This window comes from Stenotrophomonas sp. CC22-02, assembly GCF_004365115.1.
In the GTDB taxonomy this organism is placed as follows: Bacteria; Pseudomonadota; Gammaproteobacteria; order Xanthomonadales; family Xanthomonadaceae; genus Stenotrophomonas; species Stenotrophomonas forensis.
In genome coordinates this window covers 194,691-210,901 of sequence record NZ_SOCO01000002.1, presented here as the reverse complement: position 1 = coordinate 210,901, position 16,211 = coordinate 194,691, and the positions used below count along the sequence as shown (strand labels likewise).

Genomic DNA, 16,211 nt, shown 5'->3' with positions numbered 1-16,211 from the left:
CCAGCGCGACCGGCACGATGCAGCACCGCGCAGCCTGCTGCGCGCACAACCCAACAGCACCGAAAGGAATCAGCGCCGTGAACAAAGTCTATCGTCTGGTCTTCAACCGCACGTTGGGTGTCATGCAGGTTGCGTCCGAACTGGTCTGCGCTGCCCAGGGGGGTATCGATCACCGCGGCGGCCGGACGGTCGGTACCCTGCAGCCGATCAGCTTCGCGCTGTGGCTGGTGCTGGGATGGGTGGGACTGGTGCAGCCGCTGTCCGCACAGCAGGCGCCGACCGACCCGGGCCGGATTGCCGCCGACCCGGGCGCACCGGCCAACCAGCGCCCGACCGTGGTCACTTCGGCCAATGGCACGCCGCAGGTGAACATCACCACGCCCAGTGCGGGTGGGGTGTCGCGCAATACCTACCAGCAGTTCGACGTTGGCCAGCAGGGTGTCATCCTCAACAACTCGCGCGGCGACGTGCAGACCCAGCTCGGCGGCTGGGTGCAGGGCAATCCGTGGTTGGCGACCGGCACCGCACGCGTCATCCTCAACGAGGTCAACAGCAGCAATCCCAGCCACCTCAACGGCTATGTGGAAGTGGCCGGGGCCCGGGCGCAGGTGGTCATCGCCAATCCGGCCGGCATCCAGGTCAATGGCGCCGGCTTCCTCAACGCCAGCCGTGTCACGCTGACCACCGGCACGCCGATCGTCAGCAATGGCGTGCTGGAGGGCTATCGCGTGGAAGGTGGCAGCATCGGTGTCGGTGGCGCCGGCCTGGATACCAGCCGCGCCGACTACACCGACATCATCACGCGCTCCCTGCAGGTCAACGCTGGCATCTGGGCCAACCAGCTGCAGGCCAGCCTGGGCAGCAACGTGGTCAGCGCCGATCACGGCAGCGTGCAGGTACAGCCCGCTGCCACCGCAGCACCGGTGTTCGCGTTGGACGTGGGCGCGCTCGGTGGCATGTACGCCAACCGCATCTGGCTGGTCGGCAACGAGCATGGCGTCGGCGTGCGCAATGCCGGCAGGATCGGTGCACAGGCTGGCGAGCTGGTGGTCACCGCCGATGGCCGGCTGCAGAACATCGGCGCAATGCATGCGCAGCAGGACCTGCGCATCGATGCCAGCGGTGGCATCGCCAATGCCGGCACGCTCAGTGCCGAGCGCGAGCTGCGCCTGCAGACCCCGCAGGATGTCGACAACAGTGGCGGCACGCTCAACGCGCGTCGCATCGAAGTGAACGCCGATGCGCTGCGCAACCGCAGCGGCAGCATCGAACAGCTTGGCGCGCAGGTGCTTCAGCTGCAGGCCGCCGACCTCAGCAACCTGCAGGGCCGCATCGGCAATGTGGCCAGTACGTCGCCGGGTACCGGCAATGGTGACGGCAGCGGTACCACGCCGGGAACGGGCACTCCGGGAACGGGCACTCCGGGAACAGGCACGCCAGGCACCGGCACGCCAGGTACGGGTACGCCGGGCACCGGTGGTACCGCACCGGTCACGCCGCCGCTGGCAACCGGCCTGCTCAACATTGCCGGAACACTGGACAACGACGGCGGTCGCATTGAAGCCACCGGCGATCTGCAGCTCAGCGCCCGCAACAGCCTGGACAACAGCGACGGTACGTTGGGCGCGAGCAGCCTGCAGGTGCAGGGACAGGCGCTGCGCAATGCCCGTGGCACGCTGCAGGTGCAGGGGGCGGCCAGCGCGCAGGTGCTGCAGCTGGACAACAGCAGCGGACGCATGACGTTCGCGCGTGGCTTTGAACTGCAGGCGCAATCGGTGTCGAACCGCGGCGGCAGCCTTGCCCACGGCGGCAATGCCGAAACGAACTGGACGATCGGCCGGCTCGACAACAGCGAAGGCAGCATCTCCAGCAATGCCGCGCGACTTGGCCTCGATGTCGGCACCGTGATCAACACGCGGGGCAGCATCAACCACGCCGGCAGTGACGGACTGCTGCTGCGTGCGCAGGTACTGGAGGGCACGCAGGGCAGCATTGCGACCGGTGGTGCGGCCAACCTGCTGCTGGGCCGCGCCGACCACCGCGGTGCGCAGCTGGTCGCCCGCCAGCTTGAGCTGACCGCACAGGACTTCGACAACCGTGGCGGGCGCGTGCTGTCCACCGGGCAGCAGGCCAGTACGCTCAACGTCCGCGATCATCTGGACAACAGCGACGGCGGCCTGCTGGCCAGCAATGCCGACCTGCAGATCGACGCAGCATCCTTCGGCAATGCCGCCGGCACCGTGCAGCAGGCGAGCACCGGCAACCTGCGCATCACCACCGCCAGCCTGCAGGGCCCGGGCGGCACCGTTCTCAGCAATGGCACCCTGCAGCTGCACGGCGATACCCTGAACCTGCGCAACGGCACCACCGCCGCGCAGCGCATCGATGTGCGCGCTGGCGACCTGACCACCGCCGGTGGCATGCTGACCTCGACGGGCAGCGACGCGCTGCAGCTGCAGGTATCGCGCACCCTGGACAACAGCGGCGGCACCGTTGGCGCCAATGGTGCGCTGGACATCAACGGCGGCATCCTCATCAACGACGGCGGCAAACTGATCGCCGCAGGTACCGGCACCAGCCGTATCCATGCCCGCCAACAGATGCAGAACCAGCGCGGTCTGCTGTCCGCCAACGGCGACCTGGAGATCAACGCCGAGGGCTTGCTGAATGAGGGCGGCAGCATCGACCACGCTGGCACCGGCACGCTGCAGATCGATGCGACTGCCCTGCAGGGGGCTGGCGGCAGCATCGCCAGCAACGGCCAGCTGCAGTTGAGCGGACAGCAGCTGGACCTGCAGAAGGGCAGCACCCGCGCCCGTGACGTGAAGATCACGGCCACGGGCCTGGACACCAGCGGCGGCAGCCTGCTGGCATTGGGCAACAACGCGATGCAACTGCAGGTGCAGGGCCTGCTGCGCAACGACGGTGGCAGCATCAGCGCCAATGGCGCGCAGCAGATCCAGGCGGGGACGCTGTCCAACCGTGGCGGTGCGCTCACTTCGGCCGGCACTGCAGCTTCGCAGATCCGGGTCGACGGCACGCTCGACAACAGCAGTGGCAGCATCGCCAGCAATGCCGGCAACCTGCAGCTGAAGAGCGGCGCGCTGGTCAATGCCAACGGTACCCTCAGCCATGCGGGCAGCGCCGGCCTGGTCATCGACACCGGGCGCCTGGATGGGGCGAAGGGACAGATCGCCACTGCCGGTGCCCTGCAGCTCACGGCGGCCGAGGTCGACCACCAGGGCGCGTCGCTGGCTGCCGCGCAGCTGGATATCACGGCGACCGGGTTGGACAACCGCGGCGGGCGCATCATCGCCACCGGTACCGGTGGCAATACCCTGCGCGTGCAGGGCGCGCTGGACAACGGTAATGGCGGCACCCTCGCCAGCAATGGCAACCTCGACATCCACGCGTGCACCTTCGGCAATGCCGGCGGAACCGTGCAGCAGGCCGGTTCCGGCAGCCTGGCCATCACCACGCAGGACCTGGCCGGCGCCGGTGGCACCCTGCTCAGCAACGGTTCGCTGGACCTGCAGGGCGACACCCTCGACCTGCGCGACGGCACCACGACCGCGCAACGCATCAGCATCGACGGCGACAGCGTGATCACCGCGGGCGGCAAGCTGAGTGCGCTTGGCACCCAGGCGCTGCAGCTGCAGGCCCGCAGCCTGCTCGACAACACCGGCGGAACGCTGGGCAGCAATGGCGCCATCAACGTGCGTGCTGGGCGCTTCGTCAACGACCACGGCACGCTGATTGCAGCGGGTGAAGCGGCCTCTGCGATCCGGGCCGCACAGCTGGAGAACCGCAGCGGCTCGATCTCTGCCAACGGCAACCTGCACATCGAGGCGGAAGTGCTGTCGGGCCAAGGCGGCAACATCGGTGCTGCCCGCGCACTGGCGCTGCAGGGAGGGGCGCTGGACCTCCGCGGCGGCAGCGTGGCGGCCGAGCAGCTCGACATCGTGGCCGACAGCCTGGACAACAGTGCGGGTGCGCTGCGCGCAACCGGCAGCGGGACGCTGGCACTGCAGGTAAGCGGCCGCTTGGCCAACGACGCGGGCACCATCGCCAGCAACGGTGCGCAGCGCATCGAAGCCGGCGAACTCTCCAACCGAGGTGGCACGCTCAGTTTGGCAGGCAGCGCCACTACCGAGCTGCAGGTAGCAGGCCTGTTCGACAACAGCAACGGCGTGCTCGCCAGCAACGGCGCCGCGCTGAAGATCGATGCCGGCCACATGGCCAATGTGAAGGGCACGCTCAGCCATTCCGGCACCCAGGGCCTGCTGCTGCGCACCGGGCAACTGGACGGCCAGGGTGGCAGCATCGCCAGCGCAGGCGGCATCACCCTGCAGGCGGGCAGCGTGGACCATCGCGGCGCCACCCTGCAGGCCGAGCGCATCGCACTGGACGTACAGTCGTTCGACAACCGGGCCGGCAAGGTCATCGCGACCGGTGCCGAGGGCAGCCGGATCGACGTGGTCGGCACGCTGGACAACGGCGAGGGCGGCCTGCTGGCCAGCAACGGTGACCTCGGCATCCTGGCGGCGGTGTTCGGCAATGCTGGCGGCACCGTACAGCACGCCGGCGAAGGCGTTCTGTCGATCGACGCCGGCACGCTCAACGGCACCGGCGGCACACTGGTCAGCAATGGCAGCCTGTTGCTCAAGGGCACCACCACCGACCTGCGGGCAGGTGTCACCTCCTCCAAGCGGATCGAGATCGACACCGGCTCCCTGATCACCGCCGGCGGCACGCTCACCGCCACCGGCAATGACATGCTGCGCCTGAGCGCGCGCGAACGCGTCGACAACAGCGGCGGTACCGTGTCCAGCAACGGCGGGCTGGACCTGCGCAGTGTTGCGCTGGTCAACGCGGGCGGCACGTTGCAGTCCGCGGGTACAGCGCCCAGCCAGCTGATCATCGGCCAGGACATCAACAACCGCGGCGGCCGCATCCTGGCCAATGGTGGGCTTGGCATCAGCTCCGGCAGCATCGACAACCAGGGCGGCACGCTGCACAGCGCCGCACGGCTGGTGGTCAAGGCCGACGGCCTGCTCGACAACAGCAACAAGGGTGTCATCGCCAGCGGCGCGGGCATGCAGGTGGCGGCGGCGGCGCTGGACAACCGCAGCGGCAGCATCGAGCAGGCGGGTGACGGCCTGTTGCAGATCGATGCCATCACGCTGCAGGGCCACGGCGGGCGCATCGTCAGCAACGGCGAGCTGCAACTGAAGGGTGAGACGCTGGATCTCAGCGCAGGCACCACCGCCGCGCAGCAGGTCAGCATCGAGGCCGGCCAGCTGGACAACACAGGCGGTACGCTGAACGCCACCGGCAACCAGGCGATGTCGCTGCAGGTGCGCGGCGCGCTCGGCAATGACGGCGGCACCCTCGCCGCCAACGGCGCACAGCAGATCAGCGCCGGTTCGCTGTCCAACGTGGGTGGCACGTTGAGCTCGGCAGGTACGTCCGATACGCGGATCAACGTCGCCGGCCGCTTCGACAACAGTCGTGGCACCCTGGCCAGCAACGCCGGCAACCTTCGACTGGACGCGGTGCAGCTGCTCAACGTGGCCGGCAGCATCGTCCATGCAGGCAAGGGCGTGCTGAAGGTGCAGGCAACCCAGCTGGAGGGAGCCGGCGGAAGTATCGCCACGGCGGGCGCATTGCAGCTGGATGCGGTGACCGTGGACCATCGCGGTGCCACGCTCAATGCCGATCACTTCACCGTCAACGCCGACCGCTTCGACAACCAGAGCGGCAAGCTGCTGGCGACGGGCACGCAGGCCAGTACCGTGCAGGCCACCACCTCGCTGGACAACGGCGGCAACGGCCTGATCGCCAGCAATGGCGACCTGACCCTGACCAGTGCACTGTTCGGCAATGCCGGCGGTACCGTGCAGCAGGCCGGCACTGGCACGCTGGCGATCAACGCGCACACCTTGAATGGCCAGGCCGGCAAGCTGCTCAGCAATGGCGCCCTGCAGCTGACCGGCGAAACCACCGACCTGCGCGACGGCACGCTGGCCGCTGCCCGCATCGCCGTGGACACCGGCACGCTGCTCAATGCGGGCGGGTCGATCATCGCCTCCGGCACCGATACATTGAAGGTGTCCGCGCGCGACCGGCTGGACAACAGCGGGGGCACGCTGGCCGGCAACGGCTCGCTGGATCTGCGCAGCGCGCAGCTGCTCAACAACCTGGGCACCATACAAGCCGCCGGCAGCGGCAGCAGCACCCTGGCGATCACCCATGCGCTGGAGAATCGCGGTGGTCGCATCCTGACCACAGGTGATGCAGGCCTCCGCGCGGGCACGCTCGACAATCGCGGCGGCACCGTGCACAGCGATGGCAACAGCGCACTGACCGTTCGCGTGGACGGCCTGCTCGACAACAGCGACAAGGGCACTCTGTCTGCGGGAGGCGCGCTGCTGGCCGAGGCACAGGCCATCGACAACAGCGGCGGTACCGTGGCTGCGGGGCAGGATCTGCGCCTGACCAGCACCGATCTGCTGCGCAATGGCGGTGGCCTGATCCAGGCCGGCAAGCACCTGCAGGCCTCGGCCGGCGGTCTGAACAACACCAGTGGCCGGATCATCGCCAACGACCTGCAGCTGGATACCCGCGGGCAGGCGCTGGACAACCGCAGCGGCATCCTTGCCAGCCTGTCCGGAGATGCAACGCTGCGCAGTGGTGCGCTGGACAACACCGGTGGCCTGCTGCAGTCGGCGGCGGCGCTCAGCATCGACACCTCCGGACAGCAGCTGACCAATGCCGCCTCCAATGGCAACGGCATCGTCAGCAGCGGCACGCTGCAGATCCGCAGTGGCGATCTGGATAATCGAGGCGGCTCGGTGTTCGCCAAGGCCGGTGCCGATGTGCAGGCCATCAACATCGACAACGGCGGCGGCGGCTCGCTGGTGAGTGCCGCCGACCTGCTGCTGCGGGCGCAGCAGCTGGCAAACAGCGGTGGCAACGTGACCGCCGGTGGCAGTGCCGACATCGGCTTGCAGGGCGCCCTGCTCAACAGCGGCGGCCTGCTGGCAGCGACCGGCCGCCTTGACCTGCAGGCAGGCTACATCGACAACCGCAACACGCTCAGCCAGGGCAATGGTCCTGCGCTGGGCTTGCAGGGCAGGAACCTGCGGGTGACCACCGGCAATCTGGACAACCAGAACGGCCAGTTGCTGGCCGACGACCTGCAGCTGCAGGTGAACCAGCGCCTGGACAACAGCGGTGGCCAGATCTCGGCGGCACTGACCTCCGATGTGCGTGCCGATACTCTGGTCAACAGCGGAGGTACGCTGGTGGCCGGCAGGCAGCAGACCCTCCGCACCCGCGAGATCGTCGGTGACGGCCGGCTGATGTCGCAGGGCGACATGACCCTGGAACTGGGCCAGAGCCACACCAATCGCGGCGAGATGGTGGCCAACGGTACGCTCAGCCTGTCCGTCCAGGGCAACCTGGACAACACCGGCAAGCTGGCCGGCGCCAACGTCAGCATCCATGCGGGCAACATCACCAATGCGAGCACCGGTGAGATCAGCAGCATCGGCCTGACCCGCCTGGATGCCGGCAGTGCACTGGTCAATTACGGCCTGCTGGACGGCAACGTCACCCATATCACAGCCGGCAGCGTCGACAACATCGGCAGTGGCCGCATCTACGGTGACCGCGTCGCCGTCCAGGCAGGTGCTCTCAACAACGTGGCGGCCAACATCGGCGGCGTGGACCGCGCCGGCACCATCGCCGCGCGGCAGCGCCTCGACCTGGGCGTCGGCACGCTGACCAACAGTGGCAGGAGCCTGATCTTCAGCGATGGCGACGCTGCCATCGGCGGCGCCCTGAATGGCCTGGGCGCAGTCGGTAGTGCGCAGAAGGTGGACAACCTCGGTTCCACCATCGAGATCAGTGGCAACCTGGACCTGTCCGCGCTGGCGGTAAACAACATCCGCGACAACGTGGTCGTGGAGAAGGTCACCACCGTGCATGCGCCGGTCCGGCTGGAGCAGCCCGGCTGGTTCAAGAACGCCACCAACAACAACCGCGATTTCAGGGCAACCTCGAACTACCAGCCGTACGAGATCTACTATCTCAATCCGGCCGACATCCTTGAAGACACGCCGTATGTCACCCCGGATGGCCAGCAGATCCGCAAGGCGGTCATCCGGCTGACCAGCAACACCAGCGCCTACGCCTTCGCGCGTGGCGGCGTGCACGGCGCGCGCGCCTCGCGCGAACGCCTGAACGTGCAGGATGGCACGGTCACGATCTACTACTTCGCCCGTGCCGACAACCGCAACAACCCCGACCAGCTCGGTGCGGGCGCAGAGGATCCATTCCGTGATCTGAGCACCCGTGGTGCGGGCGCGCCGCCGATGGAGTACGTGACCGACACCCTCAACTACAACGCGGCCTACGGTACCTGCACCACCACCTGCGTGCAGATCATCACCTATCCGGACTATGACAACCCGGAATCGACGCTGATCAACATGCAGCGCCACCCCCAGGAGACCAGCGGGAACGAGAAGACCCGCATCGCCACCCGTACCACGGTGGAAGACGTGGTGGTCTCGGCGGGCGACAACGCCGTGATCAATGCCGGCGGCAACATGCGGATCAGCACCGATCGGCTGGAGAACCGCTTCGCCAACATCGCCGCGGGTCGTGACCTGGCCATCGTCGGCCTGAACCGCGATCAGTCCGAAGTGATCAACGCGGCCGAACAGCTGACCCGCACCAGTACCTTCGACAACGTGTCCATCACCTACGGTGGTTCCTCCAGTCGCTGGAAGGCCGCCCCCATCACCGAAAAGACCGGTGCGCTGGGCTCGGCGATCACTGCGGGCGGCAAGCTCACCATCGATGTCGGCAACCTGCGCAACGACAACACCGGTGGCAGCAACCCCAATGCCGGAGGCGGCAAGGGCACGGCGCAGCTGGATACCGCAGGCCATGGCGCAGGCTCGGTGGGGCCTGGGGCTGGCAGCGTGCAGGGCCCTGGCCAGAGTGTGGGCCAGGGTGCGGGTAGCGTCGACGCACAGGGGCCCGGCACGGCCGGCGCTGCGCAGGGTGCCAGCGGCAGCCAACAGCAGGCGGTGGCCAAGGCCGAAGGTACGCGGGCGGACACGGCCGGCGTGCAGGGCCCCGGCCAGGCTGGCAACGCCGGTGCGGGCGCCGGCACGGCGCAGGACATCAGTGCGGCACAGGCCGGGCAGACCAATGCCAACGGTCCGGCCGCGGTCCGCACCGGGGAGCATGCCGGCAGTGGTGGCAATGGCGCCGTGGACGGCAAGCAGGCCACCACGACGGCCGGTTCTGACCCGCGCGTGGTGGTGACCACCAGCCCGAATGCCAGTGCGCCCACTGCCAGCCTGTTCAATGTGGACGCCAACCGTGGCAACCACATCGTGGAAACCGACCCACGCTTTGCCAGCTACCGCGATTGGCTCAGTTCGGATTACCTGCTGCAGCGCGCAGGCTTCGAACCCTCGCAGACGCAGAAGCGCCTGGGCGACGGCTTCTACGAGCAGAAGCTGGTGCGCGAGCAGATCGGTGAGCTCACCGGGCGCCGCTTCCTTACCGGCCATGCAAGTGATGAGGATCAGTACCGCGCCCTGCTGGAAGCCGGCGCTACGGTCGCCAGTGAATGGGGCCTGCGACCGGGCGTGGGGCTGACCGCCGAACAGATGGCGCGACTGACCAGCGACATCGTCTGGCTGGTGGAAAAGGACGTCACCCTGGCCGATGGCTCAGTGGTCCGTGCGCTGGTCCCACAGGTCTACCTGCGGGTGATGCCGGGCGACCTCGGCAACGATGGTGCGTTGCTGGCCGGCGCGGAGGTGGACGTCAAGCTGCGCGGTGACCTGGTCAACAGCGGCACGATTGCCGGCCGCCAGCTGGTCAGCATCGAGGCCGGCAACATCCGCAACCTGGCCGGTGGCCAGATCAGCGGTGAGCAGGTGGGCCTGTCGGCGCGGCACGACATCGACATCATCGGCAGTACCGTGAAGGCCACCGATGCGCTGGCACTGAAGGCCGGGGGCAACATCATCATCGCCTCGACCACCTCCGAATGGAAGGATCAGGGCGATCGCCTGTCGCAGCAGACGACCACGCTCGATCGCGTGGCCGGCCTGTATGTCACCAACCCCAGTGGCGACGGCGTGCTGTCGGTGGTGGCCGGCGGTGACATCGGCCTCAAGGCGGCGGAGATCCGTAACGCCGGCAAGAATGGCATCACCCAGCTCGTTGCCGGTGGCAACCTGGATCTCGGCGCACAGACGCTGGGCCAAAGCACCGCGCTGAACCACGACAGTCGCAACCACACCAGCAACAGCCAGACCACGCATGCGGTGTCTTCAATTGAAGGTGCTGGCGACGTAGTGCTGGCTGCAGGCAAGGACATCACCCTGGCCGCCACCCGCATCAACGCTGGCGGTGGCCTGGCCCTGCAGGCCGGTGGGGACATCAACAGCCAGGTGCTGGTGGACAGCCGCAGCAGCGACTTCAATGCCGGTGGCAAGCGCAGCTCGCTGCAGATCAGCCAGAGTGATGAGACCGTGCGCGGCAGCCAGCTGTCGGCGGCCGAAAACGTGCTGGTGAGAGCGAACCGCGATGTCAATCTGATCGCCACCCAGGTCGCCAGCTCGGATGGCACGCTGAGTGTTTCGGCTGGCCGTGATGTCAATCTGCTCTCCGCCAACGAGACGCATGACTTCAGCCTGGACAGCTACGAGAAGAAAAAGAAGACCCTGTCGAGCACCACCACCACTCGCCACGCCGAGAGCAGCAACAGCTACGCGATCGGCACCGGGCTGATGGGCGAGAGCGTGAGCGTCACCGCCGGCCGTGACCTGACCGCGGTGGGTGCGGTGGTCGATGCCACCGGTACGGTGGTTCTCGGCGCCGGCAACAATGTGCTGATCACCTCCGCGGAAGATCATCACAGCAGCGAGTCCAGCCAGAGCAGGAAGAAGTCCGGCTTCACCGGTGGCTTCTCCAATGGCACTGCATCGATCGGCTATGGCAGCTCGAAGACCAGCAGCAGCACCGCCGAACAGTCGACCGCCCAGGTCGGTTCGGCCATCGCCTCGCGCGAAGGCAACGTGCTGATCAATGCAGGCAATCAGCTTACGATCGCCGCGTCCGACGTGGTCGCCGGCAAGGACCTGACCCTGGTTGGCAAGGACATCAACCTGATTGCCCGCCAGGATACCGTGGACACCCAGTCCAGCCAGTCGAGCAAGTCCAGCGGCTTCTCGCTGGGTGTCACCTACGACCCGGCCAAGGCGTACCGCACCGCCCGCGACAAGGCCACCGAAGGCATGGCCGACAGCGGCACGATGATGGGCCGGATCACGCGTACCGCCGAAGGCGTGGCGGCCGGCGTGGCGGCCGTGCTGCCGGGAATCACCGCCGGCAGCCAGCGCTCGAACAGCAACCAGAGCCACTCCAGCAGTGATGCCCGGGTCAGCCACCTCAATGCAGGCGGCAATCTCTCGCTGATCGCCGACGGCGGCTCGATCACCAGCCAAGGCGCGCAGATGTCGGCCGAGGGCAATGCCTTGCTGCTGGCGACCAAGGACATCGTGTTCGATGTGGCCCACAACACCGAGCGCAGTGACAGCGACAGTCGTGGCAAGGGCTGGGGTATCGCCACAAACTCGGCCGGGTTGCCGTTCGGCACCAACAACTCGCGCAGCGATGGCGCCGGACAGAGCGACACCATCACCGGTACCCAGCTGTCGGTGGGTGGAGGCGTGCGCATGGCCACCACCGAGGGTGATATCAGCCTGACCGCCGCCAACATCGCGGCCGAGAAGGACGTCAACATCCGCGCTGCGGGCGACCTGACGATCCGTAGCGGGCAGGACACGGTCAGCAACGCGAATCGTTCGGACAGCAAGGCGATCGGCACCGTGCAGATCTCCGATACCGAGAAGTTCTCCGGCTGGCATCGCGAACAGCATCGCGATGACAGCGCGCAGGTCTCACAGGTGGCCAGCACCGTCGGCAGCCTCGGCGGCAATGTCAACCTCACCGCAGGTGGCAAGTACACGCAGAGCGCCAGCAATGTGGTGGCCGCCAAGGACGTGAACATCACTGCCGCCGAGATCGAACTGCTGACCGCCGATGAAAGTGGTCATTACTCGCAGAGCGACAAGGACCTGAAGATCGGTGCCTTCGCGCGGGTGAAGTCGCCGTTGATCGACCTGCTCAACAATGTTGACGCTGCCCGCAAGTCCGACGACCGCCTGCAGAAGATGCAGGGCCTTGCCGCTGGTGCCAATGCCTATCAGGCCGCCAGTGCCATCTCCAGCATGGCCGGCAAGGCCGGGGGCGGTGCGCTGCTCAGTGCCGAGGCCGGGGTCGGCTTCAAGACCTCCAGCAGCAGTGCCGATGGCAGCAGCCAGGTCTCGCGCGGTTCGACCATCCAGGGCGGCGGCAACGTCAACCTGACCAGCACCCAGGGCGACATCCATGTGGTGCAGGGCAATGTGAGTGCAGGCAACACGCTCAGCCTGGATTCGGCCGGTGACATCCTGCTCGAAGCGGGCCAGGCGCATGTGGCCGACCGCAGCAAGAGCCGCAATGCGGGTGCTGAGGTGGGCGTGGGTGTGGCTGTGGGCGCGCAGACCGGCGTGTATGTCTATGCCGAAGCGAGCGTCGGCAGCAGCAAGTCCAATGCCGAGAGCAGCACCTGGCAGAACACCACGCTGACCGGCAAGAACATCTCGATGAAGGCCGAGGGTGATACCACGCTGCGCGGCGCCACGGCGACCGCAGACCGCATCGACGTCAAGACCGGCGGCACGCTGACGATCGAGTCGCTGCAGGACATCGCCGAGAGCATGTCCAAGAACAGCCAGGTGGGCGGTCGCGTGCAGGTGTCGTTCGGCACCGCGTGGAATGCCGACGGCTACGCCAGTGCAGGCAAGGCCAACGGCAGCTATCAGGGTGTTGGCCAGCAGAGCGGCCTGTTTGCCGGCAATGGCGGGTACCACGTCGATGCAGGTCACGTGAATCTGGTGGGCGGGGCGATTGCCAGCACCCATGCGGGCAACAGTGAACTGACTGCGGATTCGCTGACGTTCACCGACCTGCAGAACCACATGGACTACAAGTCCACGTCGGGCAGCATCAGTGGGGGCTTCGGCAACGCGGGCACCGGCCCGGCCGGCAAGGGCGTGGGAGCGGGTGAGCAGCTGAAGGACATCGGCAGCAGCATCGCGTCCAGCAAGCTGGAAGGGCCGACCGGCGTTTCATTGGGTGGTGGGCTGCCGATGCATGAAAGCGGCAGCGACAGCTCCAGCACGCGAGCGACGTTGACCGAGGGCAACATCACCATCGGCGGCAGGAAGACCACAGCCGCCGAGCTGGGCGTCAATACCGATGCGGCGGCGGCACACCGTGCGCTGGAGGAGATGCCTGATGCCAACAAGCTGTTGGCCGACCAGCAGGCGATGGCGAACGCGGCCAGCACGGTTCTTGCCACCAGCAAGCAGGTTGCCGCGGATGTGCAGGCCTATCAGAGCAACAAGGCAGCCCAGACCTACTACGACGGCCTGTCAACGGAACAGAAGAAGGCGTTCAACGCGCTCAGCGCGGAACAACGCGATGCGGTACTGACTGCAAACAGCCCGGACTACGACAATGCGAAGAAGTGGGGCACGGGCGGAGACTACAACCGTGCACTGAACGCGGTGACGACGGCGCTGGTGGGTGGTGTGGCGGGACAGGGCGCTGGCCAGGTCGCGTCCAATGCGCTGGCGCCCTATGCCGCTTACTTCATCGGCAGCAGGCTGGACCCGAGCCACGGCAGCGATCCCAATGCGACTCTGCAATTGCTGTCGCATGCGGTGTTGGGTGCGCTTCTGGCGGAAGCCAATGGTGGCAGCGCGGGAACCGGAGCGGTGTCCGCGGCCGGCGGCGAGTTGGCCGCGAAGGTACTGACCAATACGTTGACCGGCGGAGACCCCTCCAAGCTGAGCCCAGAGCAGAAGGAGATGGTGCTGGCGCTGTCACAGGCGGTGGGTGCGCTGGCGGGTGGGCTGTCGGGACAGGATCTGGCTGGGATCGCGTTGAATGCGGGGATTGCCAAGAATTCGGTTGAGAATAACTTCCTAAGCAAACACGATGTTCGGGTGCTTGGCGACAAGTTGAAACAGTGTTCCGCCAGTGATGAAGCGTGCCGTGCCGCAGTAGTGAAAGAAGCGAGCGAGCGCAGTAACGCGAACTCGGAGAGATTGCTTGCGTGTACTACGAAGGAATGCGTGGACGGGTTGATTCCTGAGATATTCAACGGAGTGCGGGATTTCAACGTGCTCTATGCAGCGGATGCTGCGAAGGACAATGCGAAGAAGCTCGCATTTGGCTCGATATCTGACATTGAAACGTATGCCCTTCTGCTGGCGGCCAACATGTCGGCTGGAATGCCGAAGTATCTTGACGGCAGTGTTGATCGGAAGGAATTCATTAATTCCGTGAAGGGACTTGAATATACTGTTGGCGTGCCTGGCACTACCTTCCAGTCAATTTTTGGCGCTTATGAATGGGCATTGGGATCCACCAAGCAGCCACATGAGTATTCGACGACTTCGGTTGCATGTGCAGTGAGCTATACAAGCTCATGTGGCGATGCAGTCGCCCAGTACAACGCGCTCAGGCGGTATGCAGGACCCGGTACCGATGGCAAGGGTTTGGCCGACAACGGCGTGGTGAGCTATCTTTCCATCATGGGCCTGTCTCTAGGTTACGTAACGCACCTTGTCGATCCCAGTACCAGTAGTCTGATCAACATCACTGTGCCTGGAGCACATGCATTGGATCCGGGCTTTGTGATCCGACAGGTGCTTCCGGATGGATTCGGTGGATTCTCAGTGTCAACCAGAGGCTGGGGTACGGGCTCGAGTCCAATGTTCAACTCGAATTCGTGGGCTGATAGACAGGTGTGGAGCCCCAATACGCGCGATATTGGTAGCGAAGTTGGCAAATTGCAGTGGCCTTGGAGTACCTTCCCCTCAAAGCAGAAATGCATGAGCTACCGGGGTCCTGATGGAAAGATGGTGGAGGTCTGCCAGTGAGTGAGCGTGAATTGGGGGCAAAGATTGTTTCCGTGATTGCCAGTTCCGTGCTTGGCGGGATTCTATTCATCGCCATTCCGCTGAGTTCTCGAATAGGCAGTTTTTCCCAGGCTGCAATTTTCATATCACTGGTTTGTGCCATAGCCGCTGTGTTGGGCCTCATCTTCGGTGTGCCTGGGGTGATGCTTGTGGATAGATTTCTTCCGAGGTTCAAAGCTCGTCATGTTGTAGCTGCACCAATCTGTGCATTGTTGGCGTGGCTCGCGTTCGAGGGTGCCTTCTCTCCCGGCGCTTGGAGCATGGTCTGGACCAGTCCTTCCTTTTGGTTTGAGTGGGCTCCCAGGCGTGCTGGTGTCATGCTTTTCATCGGGTTGGCCGTGGGTGCCTGCTACATGTTGATCTGGCCGCGGATTGGACGACTGATGAAGGTCAGTACGGCTTTGTGATTGAGGTCGGTGGAACGGGGGTAGTTACGCACAACAGAATGGAGCCGACGCGGCTGCCGCCCCTGTTGCTGGGCGATTCCGCAAAGCAAGTGAGTTCCCATGCTCCGGTCTGTCAATCGACAGGCGGCAGCACGCGGATGGGAACTTCCCTGCCTTCGAGTGATCCATCTGGAGGCCGCAGGGTATCAATGAAGCAATCCACAACGAGGCTAGCGTCAAGTCGGGCTTGCAGATCTGGCGATCGGAAGATCTGCTTCCGACTGCGAAGAGGCAAGGGCGCGACGTCGCGCTGCTTGACGCACAGATCGCAGGCCTCCTGACCAGCGGCGCATATCTGTTCGGCACGGCGGCAGGGTTGAGCGATGATGCTCGCTACGCCCTTACCATGACCGCTGGGAACATCGCGCTGATAGCTGGCGCGGTGGCAGCCGGAAAGACTGGACTTCTGCCGGTAACCGGGAGGCTGGGAATAAACCCGTCTACTGGCGCCGCATCAGGCAGCAAGGCATCCAGTGGGAGTCGCAGTCGCGATGCGCTTGCAGACAGAAAGACCACTACGTAAGGAGCTGCTGGCAACGCAGGTGAGAAGGTTAGTGAGCGCGGAACGCTTGTAATTCTCGTTCCGGCTGATCTGACCGTGCAGCAGAAGCCGTCCGCGCTCCAGTGCAGGATGATG

At 65.8% G+C, this 16,211-nt stretch carries 2 protein-coding genes; both read left to right on the top strand.

All coding sequences use genetic code 11. From position 1 onward, the window contains the following. Positions 1-77 precede the first annotated feature (77 nt). Entirely contained in the window at positions 78-15,089 is a 15,012-nt protein-coding gene (locus tag N440_RS18840; RefSeq protein WP_166671585.1) for a hemagglutinin repeat-containing protein, read from the top strand. After that, positions 15,086-15,535, top strand: coding sequence for a hypothetical protein (locus N440_RS18835; protein WP_133936200.1), 450 nt, complete (start codon positions 15,086-15,088; stop codon positions 15,533-15,535). Before N440_RS18840 ends, N440_RS18835 begins: the two co-directional genes overlap by 4 nt. The last annotated feature ends 676 nt before the right edge of the window (positions 15,536-16,211 follow it).